At 68.8% G+C, this 13,447-nt stretch carries 10 protein-coding genes; 6 read left to right on the forward strand and 4 right to left on the reverse strand.

The annotated features are described in order from the left end of the window. The 5 genes from flhB to VLK31_RS17520 are packed head-to-tail and all read left to right on the forward strand — an operon-like array spanning window position 1 to window position 7,408. A complete protein-coding gene (gene flhB, locus VLK31_RS17500; protein WP_409169681.1) occupies window positions 1-1,164 on the forward strand; it encodes a flagellar biosynthesis protein FlhB in 1,164 nt (387 codons plus the stop codon). Further along, entirely contained in the window at window positions 1,161-3,263 is a 2,103-nt protein-coding gene (gene flhA, locus VLK31_RS17505; protein WP_409169682.1) for a flagellar biosynthesis protein FlhA, read from the forward strand. Before flhB ends, flhA begins: the two co-directional genes overlap by 4 nt. After that, the gene (flhF, locus tag VLK31_RS17510) at window positions 3,260-5,833 is read left to right on the forward strand and encodes a flagellar biosynthesis protein FlhF (protein ID WP_409169683.1); all 2,574 of its coding nucleotides are present in this window, start codon (window positions 3,260-3,262) and stop codon (window positions 5,831-5,833) included. Before flhA ends, flhF begins: the two co-directional genes overlap by 4 nt. A 13-nt stretch (window positions 5,834-5,846) precedes the next feature. Continuing rightward, window positions 5,847-6,641, forward strand: coding sequence for a flagellar biosynthesis protein FlhG (locus VLK31_RS17515; protein WP_409169684.1), 795 nt, complete (start codon window positions 5,847-5,849; stop codon window positions 6,639-6,641). A gap of 32 nt (window positions 6,642-6,673) precedes the next feature. Continuing rightward, window positions 6,674-7,408 (forward strand): RNA polymerase sigma factor FliA, encoded by a 735-nt coding sequence (locus VLK31_RS17520; RefSeq protein ID WP_409169685.1) that lies wholly within the window; start codon window positions 6,674-6,676, stop codon window positions 7,406-7,408. Here the strand turns inward: VLK31_RS17520 and VLK31_RS17525 are convergent. After that, complete coding sequence (locus VLK31_RS17525; RefSeq protein WP_409169686.1) at window positions 7,371-9,362, reverse strand: type VI immunity family protein; 1,992 nt, start codon at window positions 9,360-9,362, stop codon at window positions 7,371-7,373. The two genes, VLK31_RS17520 and VLK31_RS17525, sit on opposite strands and share 38 nt — an antisense overlap. Window positions 9,363-9,693: 331 nt before the next feature. Here VLK31_RS17525 and VLK31_RS17530 point away from each other — a divergent pair, with 331 nt between their 5' ends. Continuing rightward, the gene (locus tag VLK31_RS17530) at window positions 9,694-11,580 is read left to right on the forward strand and encodes a glycoside hydrolase family 15 protein (RefSeq protein ID WP_409169787.1); all 1,887 of its coding nucleotides are present in this window, start codon (window positions 9,694-9,696) and stop codon (window positions 11,578-11,580) included. Here VLK31_RS17530 and VLK31_RS17535 read toward each other — a convergent pair. The 3 genes from VLK31_RS17535 to VLK31_RS17545 are packed head-to-tail and all read right to left on the reverse strand — an operon-like array spanning window position 11,543 to window position 13,270. Further along, window positions 11,543-11,884 carry an antibiotic biosynthesis monooxygenase gene (locus tag VLK31_RS17535; protein ID WP_409169687.1) on the reverse strand — a complete coding sequence of 114 codons (342 nt, stop codon included), beginning with the start codon at window positions 11,882-11,884 and terminating at the stop codon, window positions 11,543-11,545. The genes VLK31_RS17530 and VLK31_RS17535 overlap by 38 nt on opposite strands. A gap of 47 nt (window positions 11,885-11,931) precedes the next feature. Next, a complete protein-coding gene (locus VLK31_RS17540; RefSeq protein ID WP_409169688.1) occupies window positions 11,932-12,504 on the reverse strand; it encodes a gluconokinase in 573 nt (190 codons plus the stop codon). Between the two features lie 4 nt (window positions 12,505-12,508). After that, window positions 12,509-13,270 (reverse strand): SDR family oxidoreductase, encoded by a 762-nt coding sequence (locus VLK31_RS17545; protein WP_409169689.1) that lies wholly within the window; start codon window positions 13,268-13,270, stop codon window positions 12,509-12,511. Between the last annotated feature and the right edge of the window lie 177 nt (window positions 13,271-13,447).

Here is a 13,447-nt window from a genome sequence, read left to right on the forward strand (position 1 = left end):
ATGTCTGAGGAAAGCGATCTCGAAAAAACGGAACCCGCCTCCGAGCGGCGCCTGGAAAAGGCGCGCGAGGAAGGCAACGTTGCCCGTTCACGCGAACTCACCACGTTCGTGATGCTGGCGACCGCCAGCGCGGGCCTGTGGCTCGCGGGCGAGTCGCTCAGCAAGAGCATGGACGGCTCGCTGCGCCTGGGCCTGCAGTTCGACCGCGACAGCGCCTTCGACCCGCAGCACATGCTGGCCCAGAGCGGGCTCATGGCGCTGCAGGCGCTGATGGCCATCGGCCCGTGGTTCGGCATGATGATGGTGGCCGCCGTGGCCGCGCCGCTGATGCTGGGCGGCTGGATGTTCTCCGGCAAGGCCGTGTCGTTCAACGCCGGCAAGCTCAACCCGCTGGCCGGCATCGGGCGCATGTTTTCCGCGCAGTCGCTGGCCGAGCTGGTGAAGGCGCTGTCCAAGTCGGCGCTGATCGGCTGGGTCGCCTGGTGGGTGGTGTCGCGCGACATCGAAGCCCTGATGGCGCTCATGGCCCAGCCCGCGCACTACGCGCTGCCCCACGCCATGGCGCTGGTGGCCAAGCACTGCGCGCTGATTGCGGCCACCTTGTTCCTGGTGGCGCTAATCGATGTGCCGTTTCAGCTGTGGAGCTACTACCGCAAGCTGCGCATGTCGCGCGAAGACCTGCGCCAGGAGCACAAGGAAAGCGAAGGCGATCCGCACATCAAGGCGCAGATTCGGCGCCAGCAGCAGCAGATGGCGCGCCGCCGAATGATGGCCGAGGTGCCCAAGGCCGACATCATTCTGACCAACCCCACGCACTTTGCCGTGGCGCTGCAGTACCTGGACAACGACATGCGCGCGCCGCGCGTGGTGGCCAAGGGCACCGAGCTGGTGGCCGCGCGCATTCGCGAGCTGGCCAGGGAGCACAACGTGCCCATTCTCGAAGCGCCGCCGCTGGCGCGCTCGCTCTACAAGCACACCAAGCTGGGCGAAGAAATTCCGGCGGGCCTGTACACAGCCGTGGCCGAAGTGCTGGCCTGGGTGTACCAGCTCAAGCGCTGGAAGACCGACGGCGGTGACGCCCCCCGCACGCCGAGCGACCTGCCGGTGCCCGCGGACCTTCAATACACCGACACACCGAAACCCGTGGAAGCCCAAGCCGCATGAACGCGATGACCAATTTCCTGCGCCTGCCGCCGAACATGTTCGGTGGCGGCACGCAGTTCAAGGGCCTGGCGGGGCCGGTGCTGATCATTCTCATCCTGAGCATGATGGTGCTGCCGCTGCCGCCGTTCTTGCTCGACCTGCTGTTCACCTTCAACATCGCGATCTCGGTGATGGTGCTGCTGGTGAGCATGTACACCATGAAGGCGCTGGACTTCGCAGCCTTTCCGGCGGTGCTGCTGTTTTCCACGCTGCTGCGCCTGTCGCTGAACGTGGCCTCCACCCGCGTGGTGCTGATGAACGGCCACACCGGGCCGGATGCCGCGGGCAAGGTGATCGAGGCCTTCGGCCACTTCCTGGTGGGCGGCAACTTTGCCGTGGGCGTGATGGTGTTCATCATTCTGGTGCTGATCAACTTCATGGTGATCACCAAGGGCGCGGGCCGCATTGCCGAGGTGGGCGCGCGCTTCATGCTCGACGCCATGCCCGGCAAGCAGATGGCCATCGACGCCGACCTGAACGCTGGCCTGATCGGCGAAGAAGTGGCCCGCAAGCGCCGCCAGGAAGTGGCGCAGGAGGCCGACTTCTACGGCTCCATGGACGGTGCCAGCAAGTTCGTGCGCGGGGACGCCATTGCGGGCCTGCTGATCATGGTGATCAACATCATTGGCGGGCTGGTGGTGGGCATGATCCAGCACGGGCTCGACTTTTCGACCGCCGGCAAAACCTACACGCTGCTGGCCATCGGCGACGGCCTGGTGGCGCAGATTCCGGCGCTGGTGATTTCCACCGCGGCCGGCGTGATCGTCTCGCGCGTGACCACCGACGAGGACGTGGGCAGCCAGCTGACTGGCCAGCTTTTTTCGAACCCGCAAGTGCTGTTTCTCACGGCCGGCATCGTCGGCATGCTGGGCATGATTCCGGGCATGCCCAACCTGGCGTTCCTGCTGATCGCGGGCGGGCTGGTGTGGCTGGGCCGCCGCCTGCTCATGAAGAAGCCGAAGGAGGCCGCGCAACAGGCCGCAGCCGCCGCGCAGGCCGCCAGCGCCACGCCCGCCGCCGAAATGGCCGAGGCCACCTGGGACGACGTGGCCATGGTCGACCCGCTGGGCATGCAGGTGGGCTACCGCCTCATTCCGCTGGTGGACCAGTCGCAGCAGGGCGAGCTGCTGGGGCGCATCAAGAGCATCCGCAAGAAGATTGCGCAGGAGGTGGGCTTTCTGGTGCCGGTGGTGCACATCCGCGACAACCTCGAGATCAACCCCAACACGTACATCATCAGCCTGAAGGACGTGGAGATCGGCCGCGGCGAGGCCTACCCCAACCAGTGGATGGCCATCAACCCCGGCCAGGTGACGGGCTCGCTGCCCGGCACGCCCACGCGCGACCCGGCCTTTGGCCTGGCGGCCGTGTGGATCGACGCCAGCCTGCGCCAGCAGGCACAGGTGTACGGCTACACGGTGGTCGATGCCTGCACCGTGATGGCCACGCACCTGAACCACCTCATTCAGACGCACTCGGCCGAGCTGCTCGGGCGCCAGGAAGTGCAGCAGCTGCTCGACCAGATCGCCAAGACCGCGCCCAAGCTCACCGAAGACCTGGTGCCCAAGGTGCTGTCGCTCAGCACGCTGCACAAGGTGCTGCAGAACCTGCTCGACGAAGAGGTGCCGATTCGCGACATGCGCACCATCCTCGACGTGATGGCCGAGCACGCGCCCAGCATCAAAGACCCGACCGAGCTCACCACGCTCACCCGCCTGGCCCTGGGCCGCGCCATCACGCAGCAGCTGTTCCCGGGCGAGGCCGAGATGCAGGTCATTGGCCTGGACGGCTCGCTGGACGGCGTGCTGCAGCAGGCGCTGACCAACAGCAGCGGCATCGAGCCCGGCATTGCCGACAACCTGCTGCGCCAGGCGCAGGCCGCCATCGTGCGCCAGGAGCAGCTGGGCCTGGCGCCCGTGCTGGTGGTGCAGCACGCGCTGCGGGTACTGCTTTCCCGATTCCTGCGGCGCAGCCTGCCGCAGCTCAAGGTGCTTTCGCATGCGGAGATTCCTGACTCCCGCACCATCAAGATCACTGCCGCCATTGGAGGACGCGTTTGAATTCCCAGCAGACCGACGTGCGCACGACCGCACGCAAATTCACCGCGGCCACCAGCCGCGAAGCCCTGCGACTGGTGCGAGAGGCGCTGGGCGCCGACGCCATCGTGCTCAGCCACCGCGTGGCGCCGGAAGGCGTCGAGATCGTCGCCATGGTGGAGGGCGAGATGCAGAGCGTGGTGGGTACGGCCGCGCCTGTGCCGATCGCAGCAGTTGCACCGGTTGCACCGGTTGCGCGCATGGCGCCTGTCGCCATTGCCGCGCCCATTGCGGCGGTTGCGCCCAATGCCCCGGTTGCACCCGTTGCACCGCCCGCGCGCCCCGTGCCGCTGTCGCCCGTGATGCCCGCCGCGCACTCCGTGCATGCCGCGGCACCCACACCGGCCCCGGCCCCGGCGCCTGCACCCGCGGCCGCCCCCGCCCCAACCGACACCGTGCTCAACGAGCTGCACTCCATGCGCGGCATGATCGAAGAGCAGCTCGCCAGCGTGGTGTGGAACGACAAGCAGCGCCGCGATCCGGTGCGCGGCCGCCTGCTGCGCACGCTGCTCGGCGCCGGCTTCAGCGCGCGCCTGTCCAAGGCCATGCTCGAGAAGCTGCCCACCGGCCAGAGCTATGCCGAAGGCATGGCCTACGTGCGCTCGGAGCTCATTCGCGCGGTGCCCGTGCATGAAGACGAAGACGCGCTGTTCGCCCAGGGCGGCGTGTATGCGCTGATGGGCCCCACCGGCGTGGGCAAGACCACCACCACCGCCAAGCTGGCCGCGCGCTGCGTGATGCGCTTCGGCGCCGACAAGCTCGCGCTGGTCACCACCGACAGCTACCGCATCGGCGCCTACGAGCAGCTGCGCATCTACGGCCAGATCCTCAACGTGCCGGTGTACGCCGTGAAGGACGCGGCCGACCTGCACCTGGTGCTGCAGGACCTGCGCGACAAGCACATGGTGCTGATCGACACCGTGGGCATGAGCCAGCGCGACCGCGCCGTGCCCGAGCAGATCGCCATGCTGGGCCAGAGCCCGCGCCCGGTGAAGCGCCTGCTGTTGCTGAACGCCACCAGCCACGGCGACACGCTCAACGAGGTGGTGCATGCCTACCGCAACGGCAACGAGCTGACCGGCTGCATCTTCACCAAGGTCGATGAGGCCACGCACCCCGGCGCGCTGATCGACACAGTCATTCGCCACCGCCTGCCGGTGCACTACATCTCCAGCGGCCAGAAGGTGCCCGAGAACCTGATGCAGGCCGACCGCGCGCAGTTGGTGGACAGCGTGTTTCAGCCGCGCCAGCACAACGCTCTGTTCGTGCCGGCCGAGAGCGACCTGCAGGAAGAGCCCACGGGCGCGGGCCCTTCCGCGCAGGTGGTGCAGGCCCAGGGCGAGACCGACCGGCTGCGCCTGAAATACCAGAACCTGATTCGCGCCATGGCGCACGACGCGCAAGAGCTGGCCACGGCCGCCGGCGCGCTGGCCGGCGCGCAGATCGGCTTCGAGCGCGCACGCGGCCTGTGGCGTCAGGCAGGCGACGAGCAAGTGGGCCAGAAGGCCCTGCTGCAAGACCTTGCCGTGCATGCGCGCGCCGAAGTGGCCGCCGGCTGCCAGACCCATGTGCTGGCGCTGTCGGGCCAGATCGGCCTGCGCTCCAACGAGGGCGGCGATGCCTATGAATGCCATGGCAGCCTGCTGCTGTCGGACCGCTCGGGCCTGCCGCTCGCGGCGCCCAACCAGTGGCTGGCCACCGCCGCCACGCGCGGCGTGAAAAACCCCGCGCGCAAGCCCGGCGCACGCCAGGCGCCCTGGCTGCGCCAGCAGGACTTCAGCGACAAGCCGCTGGTGCATGTGCTCACGCGCCTGCCCGGCATCGAGGCGATGGTGCAGTGGCAGGCCACCGGCCAGCGCTGGCTGGCGCGCGCGCCGGGCTCCACCGCCGTGATCGACACGCGCACCGGCGCACCCGACACGCTGGCGCGCATGGACTTCGAGTTCAGCGAAGGCCAGCCCGTGCGCTACCGCGGCAAGCCCGCGCTGCGCTGCGAGGCGCAGGTCGACGTGGTGCTGCGCTTCAACGCCGCGGCTGCCGCGGCGGGTGTGGAGCGCGACGCCATGCCGGCCTTGCGCTGCGTGGCCATTCGCATGCTCGACGCGCGCACCGGCAACGTGCTGGCGCAGAGCCATGCGCTGTCCAACGTGGGCACCGAGGTCACGGCGCGCCAGCTGGCGCAGTGGCAAGGCTGGGCCAACGACGCCGAGCCGTGCTTCCGCCTGTTGCGCGAAGGCGTGCAGCTGGTGGGCGGCATCGGCGCGCTGGGCGACCCGGACAACATGAAGCGCCTGCTCATCGCGGGCCAGGTCACCACCACCGTGTGGCGCCTGCTGCACGCCGAAGGCGAGTGGGCCGACCGCACGCGCACGCTGCTGGGCCAACTGACGGGGCGCCCGGTGCGCAACGCGCGGCTCATGAGCGGCAGCGCCTTGTATGCGGGCGTGGGCAAGTTGTTCTTGCTGCTGGAGGCGCTGGGCACCGAGTCGAGCGCACCCACGCAAGCGCCACGCGCGCTGGAGCACCTCGGGTGAGGAGGACCACCGCATGAGCAAGCTGGTTGCCGATCAGGCCGACGGACTGCGGCGTCTGCTGGCGCCCAAGCCCACGCGCGTGGTGGCCGTGGCGGGCATGGGGCAGGGCGCCGGCGGCACCACCGCGGCCATGAACCTGGGCGTGGCGCTGGTGCAGCAGGGCAAGAACGTGCTGCTGCTGGACGAGCACTGCCCCAAGGAAGGCTCGGCCTGCGAGGTCTGGGCCATCGACCCCCTGGGCAGCCTGGCCGACGTGGCCAACCACCGGCTCACGCTGGACGGCGCCGAGGTCAAGGCCGGGTGCGGCGTGCATGTGCTGCCCGCGCCTCCGGGCGTGGCGCCCGACACCACCGACCCGCGCGCGCTGTGGCCCGACGGCGTGGTGATCGTGGACGCGGCCTTCGACGCGGAGGGGCGCCTGTCGCCGCTCGCGCGCGGCGCGGACGATCTGCTGCTGGTGCTCAAGCCGCACCCGGCGTCCATCACCTCGGCTTACGCGGGCATCAAGAACCTGCACTACGCGCACGGCCTGAAGCAGCTGCGTTTTCTCATCAATGGCGTGGTCGATGTCGACGCCGCCCAGAAAATCATGAACAACCTAGCCAACGCCGGCAGCCGCTATCTCGCGCTGTCGCTGCAGCCTGCCGGCCTGGTGCGCTTCGACCCGCGCCTGCCCGATGCCTGGCGACTGAAGCAGACCATTGCCGAGGCCTTTCCGGCCAGCGCGGCGGCGGTCGACTTCCGGCGCCTGGCCGACGACATGGGCCGCTGGCCCTGGCGCGCGGCGCAGCCGCTGCTGGCCGCCTGAGCCGCCGACCCTCTCAACGGAAAAGGACGGCCGTGTACACCGCACAGGGAACCATCGAAAAATCGCACCTGCTGGCGCAGCATCAACCGCTGGTGCGTCGCATCGCGCTGCAGATGATGTCCAAGCTGCCTGCCAGCGTGGAACTGGACGACCTGATTCAGGCCGGCATGCTGGGCCTGCTGGACGCCTCCAGCCGCTACCAGGACAACCGCGGCGCGCAGTTCGAGACCTTTGTCAGCCAGCGCATCCGCGGCGCCATGCTCGACGAACTGCGGGCCAACGACTGGGGCTCGCGCGGCCTGCGCCAGTCGTCGCGCGGCGTGGAAAAAGCCATTCACGCACTGGGCCACCGGTTGGGGCGCGCGCCCACCGAAGGGGAGATCGCCAAGGAACTGAAGATGGACCTGGAGGCCTACCAGTCGCTGCTGCAGGACATTCAGGGTTGCCAACTTCTCTACGTGGAAGACTTCTCGAAGGACGACGGCGAAAACCCGTTTCTGGACGCGCAGTCGAAGGAGTCGCGCAAGGACCGGCGCGGCGGCAACGACCCGCTGGAGCAACTGCTGGAAAGCGGCTTTCGCCACCAGCTGGTGGACGCCATCTCTGCCTTGCCGGAGCGCGACCAGCTGCTGCTGAACCTCTACTACGAAGAAGAACTGAACCTGCGCGAAATTGGCGCCGTGCTGGAGGTGAGCCAGTCGCGCGTGTGCCAGTTGCACAGCCAGGCGATCAGCCGGCTGCGGGCGAAGCTGAAGGACGTGCTGTAGGCGCCTTTCCTGCGTCGATGTTGGCATCGATGTTGGCATCGACGTCCGCATCGAAACGGCGCAGCCATTGCGCCGCCGTGGCGGGCGTGAAGATGTCGTCGCGCGCCTCGTTGGGCGGGTAGCTCACCAGCCACGGCCGCTGCGCCCGCACCGGCTTCAAGGCCTCGGCCAGCGCGCGCAGCGCGGCCGGCACGCCTTGTTCCACGGGGTGCAACGCGGGCGCGTGGCCGGCCTCGACCCACAACCCATTGCCGCACGGATGCAGGCGCAGGCCGGGCATCTTGCGCAAGGCGCCCGACAGCGTCGGCATGCCGCCCAGCCTCTGCGCCTGATCGCTGCTCAGCAGCACGGCAAAGCCCGGCGTGCGGATGCCGCCTTCCAGGCCCATGGCGTCGCGCATGAAGAAGGGCTTGTCGATGTCCAGGCCGAGGAAGCAGCGCGCCAACGCGAACTCCGCGGGTTCCTGCAAGGGGTGGCGTTCCAGCACCGGCGGGCGGCCCATGCCCAGGCCCATGCGGGCCTGCACGGCATGCAGCCGCTGCAGCGCGCTCAGCCACCAGGCGCGCAGCTCGTGCTTGTGCGCGCTCCAGAACGCCAACGGAAACTGCAGCGCGAGGTAGTCCAGCTCCGGTGACGGCCTGGGCTGGCGCGCGCGGCAGAACTGCACCACCGCCTGAAACTCGAAGCACGAGGCGCTTTCCTTCGTCGGTGCATCGAAACCGTGGATGCACACCATGTCGTCGGCGTGCTTCAGGCAGTGCGCGTCGATGTCTTCCTGCGTGTAGGCCTTGCGCGAGACCGCGCCACTGCGCAGCGCCATGTAGCGGGTCAGCGCCTGGCCTGTGAGCGCCTGAAACTCCTGGTGCAGGCGCGGAACGACCACGGCCAGCCGCGCGGCGTCGGCCCGCGAGTGCACATAAAAGCAGGCCGACGCGAACATGCCCAGCCGCCAGGTGGCGGGCGTTTGCAGCGGGCTGCCGGCCGGGCCCGCGGGCACCGTCACCGTGGCGTTGGGGTCGTGGCGCAGCGCGTCGGTCCAGCGCTGCAGGTCGGCGGCGGGGAGTGCGTCGTGCCCATGCATGCTGTCCGGGCCCGGCAGGTAGAGCACGTGCAACCGGTCGCGCCCGAACAGGTCGGCCAGCCGCTGGCTCTGGCGCAGGCCGAGCGCGTCTTGCGCAAACTTCAGCTCCACCGCGTGCATTACCTGGGCCGCGCGGGGTGCCGGTGCGTTCGGCGGCACCACCACGAAGTCGGGCGAGGTGCCGCCCCTGGGCTTGCGCCAATAGCAATCGCCCCTGCGCACCGGCCGTGGCAGCGGCGCGTCGATGAAGGGCATGCCGTTGGCTGCGTAGGCGGGCTCCGATGTGAAGGGCGCTCGCCAGCCGCCGGCCTGGTAGTCGCAGGCATCGAGCAGCGTGGCGAAGCTGCGCTGCGCATCCTCGCGCAGCTTGGGCTTGTCGTTGCCGTTCGCATGCACCACCGACTCTTCGCCGGGCTGCATTTCGTAGCGGCGCGAATCGGTGCGAACCGGAAAGGCCAGGGCGAACGCACCGATGGCGCGGTACAGCGGCAGGTCGGGCAGCGGACGGCCCCAGGTGTCGTCGGCGTCATGGTCGGCTTCTTTGTGCGCAGGCGGGTTGGCGATGTGGCCGCCGAGCCCGGCCAGCACCTGCGTGAGCACGCCCAGCGCTTCGCGCAAGCCGGGCTCCAGGCGCTTCAGGTCGGGGTACAGGCGCAGGCTGGCGGCCAGGTCTTGCTGAAGCAGCGCAGCGAGCGGCAGCGTGGGTGCTTTGGCGGCGCACAGCAGCTTGCCGAGCCGGAACATGAGCACGCCCATGGGGCGGCGCAGGCGGTCGATGGCTTCGGGGCTCAGGTTGTTCAGGACGGCGAGGGCCTGCGCAAGGGAATGGGCCAGGGCAGGGGCCGAATCAGGGGCGGGAGGAGGAGGCGTCATCGATGACTCCTGTCGAGGGTGAGAAAAGGTCGGCGCAGTGTGGGAGGCGCCCCTGGACTCGAATGCAAACAATGGTCAAACCGTCGGTATGCCGGGAAGAATTTCGCGTGCAGCGCGAAGAAGTTCGCAGACCACGGTCGTCAGGCGTTGTCCGGCAACCGGTCGCGCTGCTTTCCGTCGCGCGGCCGTGGCAACAGGCTTCACCCTTGACCGCTTGGCACAGACACACAGCCCCAAAAAAACGCCGCCTGAGCGCCCTGTCGAACGCGATGCCTTACGTCAGGCCTCACGCCAGGCTTCAACTCAGGCCTCGCGCCAGGCCCCCCGGCCCATTGGCGACTACGCGCTCATCGGCTCCACCCACAGCGCGGCGCTCGTGCACCGGGGCGGCGACATCGAATGGCTCTGCCTGCCGCGCTTCGATTCGGCCGCCATGTTCGCCAGCCTGCTGGGCGACGAGCGCAACGGCCACTGGACGCTGCGCGCCAAGGATCCGAAGGCCCGCGTCACGCGGCGCTACCTGCCCGGCACCGTGGTGCTCGAAACCACCATTCACACCGCCAAGGGCACCGCCACCGTCACCGACTTCATGCCGCGCCCGGCCGACGGCGGCACGCACGAGGTGGTGCGCATCGTGCGAGGCGTGCGCGGCACGGTGGCCATGCACACCGCACTGCGCATCCGCTTCAACTACGGCGAGTGGTGCCCTTGGGTGGAGCGGCGCGACGGCGCGGTGTACGCCACGGCCGGGCCCGACGCGGTGCGCATTCAATCTGGCGTGCCGCTGGTCAACGAGAACTTTGCGAGCTGCGCCGACTTCAGCGTGTCCGCGGGGCAATCGATTTCGTTCTGCCTCGAATGGTTTCCCTCGCATGCCACGCCGCCGGTGACGCGCGACGCCAGCGCGCTGCTGGCGCGCTCCGTGGCCGAGTGGGGCGCGTGGAGCGAACGCTGCGGCTACCAGGGCGAGTTTCGCGAGCCCGTGATGCGCTCGCTGCTCACGCTCAAGGCGCTCACCTACGAGCCCACCGGTGGCATCGTGGCCGCGCCCAGCACCTCGCTGCCCGAGCAGCCGGGCGGCGAGCGCAACTGGGACTACCGCTTCTGCTGGCTGCGCGATGCCGCGCTCACGCTGTACGCGCTCATCGGCTCCGGCTACGTGGAAGAGGCCAGCGCCTGGCGCTGGTGGCTGATGCGCGCCGTGGGCGGCTCACCCGAAGAGCTGCAGGTGATGTACGGCCTGCACGGCGAACGCTCGCTCACCGAGCAGGAGCTGGGCTGGCTGCCGGGCTACGAAGGCAGCAAGCCGGTGCGCATTGGCAACGGCGCGCACGGGCAGCGCCAGCTCGACGTGTACGGCTCGGTCATTGCGGCCTTTCATGCATCGCGCAAGGCCGGTCTGCCCGACATGGACAAGGTGTGGCCGCTGGAGCGCGCCATTGCCAAACAGCTCATGGTGCTGTGGAAGGAGCCCGACTGCAGCCTGTGGGAGGTGCGCGGCGAGCCGCGCCACTTCGTGCACTCCAAGATCATGTGCTGGCTGGCCTTCGACCGCATGATCGCCAGCGCCACCGAGTTCGGGCTCGAAGGGCCGGTGGACCAATGGCGCGCGGTGCGCGACGAGATTCATGCCGAGGTGTGCGCGCGTGGATACGACGCCACCAGCAACTCCTTTGTGCAGTACTACGGCGCGGACGCGGTCGACGCGGCGCTGCTGTGGATGCCGCTCATCGGCTTTCTGCCGATTCACGATGCACGGGTGCAGGGCACCATTGCGCGCATCGAGAAGGAGCTGATCTTCAACGGCCTGGTGTACCGCTACCGCACCGAAGAGGGTGTGGACGGTCTGCGGGGCGGGGAGGGCGCATTTTTGGCGTGCAGCTTCTGGCTGTCGAACGTGTATGTGGCCATGGGCAAGCTGCGCAAGGCGCGCACGCTGTTCAAGCGCCTGCTGGCGCTGGGCAACGACCTGGGCCTGTTCGCCGAAGAGTACGACCCTGTGGGCAAGCGGCAGCTGGGCAATTTTCCGCAGGCGTTTTCGCACATCGGGCTGGTCAACAGCGCGCATGCGCTGGTGTCGGCGGCCGGCGGTGTGTGGGAGCTGGCGGACCTGAATGGCAAGGCCGCCAAGCGGGTCGAGCCCAACGTGCCCAACGTGCCCGCCAAACCGGCGAAGGCCCTCAGGACGAAGCCGCGAGCGCGAACTCCTCCGCGCTGAACACCGTGTGGAACACGCTGCCGTCGAACATTTCGAACAGCTTCTTCGACACCTCGCGGCTTTCGTAGCGCACCGGGGAGTCGAGCGCAATGGCAATGTCCTCGCGGCTCGCATAGCGGGTGGACAGCACCATCGCCAGCGTGGGGTCGCTCACATCGCTTTCAATCTGGCGCAGCACGCGCACTTCGAGCACGCCCGGAAAGCGGGTCCACAGCGGCACGAGATTTTCGTGCACATGGCGGTCGAAAGCCTCTTCCATGCCGGGCTTGACCTGGCCCTTGAAGAATGCGCAGCGGATGAACATGGTTTTTTCCTTCCTGGTTGAAATTCTTTGAGTGACCGCGCCTGGGTTCAGGCGGCGGCGCCCGTGCGTTGCACCAGCCGCGCGCCGACGCTGGCCACGATCAGCGGCACCGGCGTGTCGATGGCGGCATGCAGCACGTCGGCCTCGCTGTCGTCGGGCGCTTCCAGCGTCTGCAACTGGCTGTCGAGCAGGGCGGCCGGCATGTAGTGGCCGGCGCGCTGCGCCATGCGCTGACGAATGAGCGCGGGCGGCCCGTTCAAGAACACGAACTGCAGCCCCGGCTCTGCCGCGCGCAGCCGGTCGCGGTAGGCACGCCGCAGGGCCGAGCAGGCCACCACCACGCCGTGCGGCGCGGCCACGCGGTTGGCCAGGCAGGCGCCCACGCGGTCGAGCCAGGGCCAGCGGTCGGCGTCGGCCAGCGGCAGGCCGGCGCGCATGCGTGCCACCGCCTCGTGCGTGTGCAGGTCGTCGCCGTCGATCCACGGCACGCCCAGGCGTTGCGCCAGCGCGGCGGCCACGCTGCTCTTGCCGGTGCCCGAGACGCCCATGACCACCACTGCCAGGGGCGGCACCTGGAGGGACGCCGACAGGGGAGTGGGCAAGGAAGTGGGCACGCTCATGCCGTCACAGGCTGGAGGTGATGCCGCCGTCCACGTACAGGATGTGGCCGTTCACGAAGCTCGATGCGTCGGAGGCCAGGAAGATGGCGGCACCGCCAAGCTCTTCCACCTCGCCCCAGCGCCCGGCCGGCGTGCGGCCCGACAGCCAGCCGGTGAAGGCCTCGTCGGCCACCAGCGCCTGCGTGAGTTCGGTCTTGAAGTAGCCCGGGCCCAGGCCGTTCACCTGAATGCCGTACTTGCCAAGGTCGATGGCCATGCCCTTGGTGAGCATCTTCACCGCGCCCTTGGTGGCGGCGTAGGGCGCAATGCCGGGGCGGCCCAGTTCGCTCTGCACAGAGCACACGTTGATGATCTTGCCGCGCTTGCGCTCGATCATGCGTTGCGCCACGAAGCGGCCCACCAGGAACACGCTGTCGATGTTGGTGGTGGTGATCTTGTGCCACGCGTCGATGGGAAATTCGGCGAACGGGCCGCGGTGCTGCATGCCGGCGTTGTTCACCAGGATGTCGATGGCGCCGATGTCGGCTTCGATGGCCGCCACACCGGCTTCCACCGCGGCGGCGTCGGTCACGTCGAAGGCCACGGCCTCGGCCGCGATGCCCTTGGCGCGCAGGGCGTCGCGGGCGGCGTTCAGCGAGGCGGTGTCGCGGGCATTGAGCACCACGCGTGCACCGGCGTCGCCCAGTGCCTTGGCCAGCGCAAAGCCGATGCCCTTGCTGGAGCCGGTGATGAGGGCGGTGCGCCCGGAAAGGTCGAACAGTTTCAAGGAGATCTCCTGGGCGTGGTGGCAGGGCGTGGTTGCAGGCGCTGGTGGCAGGGCCTGGTGGCAGGGCCTGGTGGCAAATGGCGGGCCGACGTTACCGGTATCTTCTGCACCCGTCAACGGGTGAAACGAGCGTCGGCTTTGGTGGATTTTCCATTGGCAAAAGATTAAAGTTACCGG

The sequence above is a fragment of the Variovorax sp. H27-G14 genome, from assembly GCF_046156345.1.
In the GTDB taxonomy this organism is placed as follows: domain Bacteria; phylum Pseudomonadota; class Gammaproteobacteria; order Burkholderiales; family Burkholderiaceae_C; genus Variovorax.

Bases quoted from the DNA above. Each gene is read 5' to 3' on its own strand.
- flhB (WP_409169681.1), top strand. From the start codon at position 1: ATGTCTGAGGAAAGCGATCTCGAAAAAACGGAACCCGCCTCCGAGCGG.
- flhA (WP_409169682.1), top strand. From the start codon at position 1,161: ATGAACGCGATGACCAATTTCCTGCGCCTGCCGCCGAACATGTTCGGT.
- VLK31_RS17515 (WP_409169684.1), top strand. From the start codon at position 5,847: ATGAGCAAGCTGGTTGCCGATCAGGCCGACGGACTGCGGCGTCTGCTG.
- VLK31_RS17525 (WP_409169686.1), bottom strand. From the start codon at position 9,362: ATGACGCCTCCTCCTCCCGCCCCTGATTCGGCCCCTGCCCTGGCCCAT.
- VLK31_RS17535 (WP_409169687.1), bottom strand. From the start codon at position 11,884: ATGTTCATCCGCTGCGCATTCTTCAAGGGCCAGGTCAAGCCCGGCATG.
- VLK31_RS17540 (WP_409169688.1), bottom strand. From the start codon at position 12,504: ATGAGCGTGCCCACTTCCTTGCCCACTCCCCTGTCGGCGTCCCTCCAG.